Consider the following 667-nt stretch of genomic DNA (forward strand, 5'->3'; position numbering starts at 1 on the left):
GAACACGTATTCCGCGATTATCCGAACACTTTTAAGCAAACTCCGAAATCAGCGTTCGGAAGAGCGAAAACCGCGTTCGGAATGCCCGAAATCCTACCTTTTTCTCTTTTAAATCAATAACTCGCTATTCTTTCCTTTTCAAGCAAGAGGTGAGGAAGCGATCATGGCAAAAAAGAGAACTCCAATGAATAAAATTAAAGAAATATTACGCCTTAAGTACGACTGTGGGTTGTCCTACCGAAATATTGCCAGTTGCCTCAATGTGAGCCTTGCAACGGTCTCAGAACTTAACGCTCGCTTTAAACAAAGTCAGATAGGTTGGCCTTTACCCGAAAGTTGCAGCGATGCCGATCTCACTCAGGCGCTGTATCACGGTAAAAAAGCCAGTCGGTATAAAGTCATGCCAGACTTTACTCAATACGCTGTCGAACTCAGACGAAAAGGCATGACGAAGATGCTGTTGTGGCAGGAATATCACGAGCAATATCAAGAGCAAGCTTACGCCTACACGCAGTTCTGCGAGCACTTCACGCGCTGGCTCAAAACTCAAAAGCGCAGTATGCGCCAACTTCATGTTGCGGGTGATAAGTTGTTTATCGATTACTGTGGGCCTCGGCTTCAAGTCGTTAACCCTGACACAGGTGAAGTAAGAGAGGCGGAAGTGTTC

1 protein-coding gene is annotated in these 667 nt (G+C 45.7%); it reads left to right on the top strand.

The features are described 5' to 3' along the window. Positions 1-163: 163 nt before the first annotated feature. On the top strand, positions 164-667 hold a 504-nt coding region (locus LG368_RS15405), incomplete at its 3' end, for an IS21 family transposase (RefSeq protein ID WP_476703457.1).

The organism is Marinomonas algarum (genome assembly GCF_020532605.1).
GTDB classification, from domain to species: domain Bacteria; phylum Pseudomonadota; class Gammaproteobacteria; order Pseudomonadales; family Marinomonadaceae; genus Marinomonas; species Marinomonas algarum.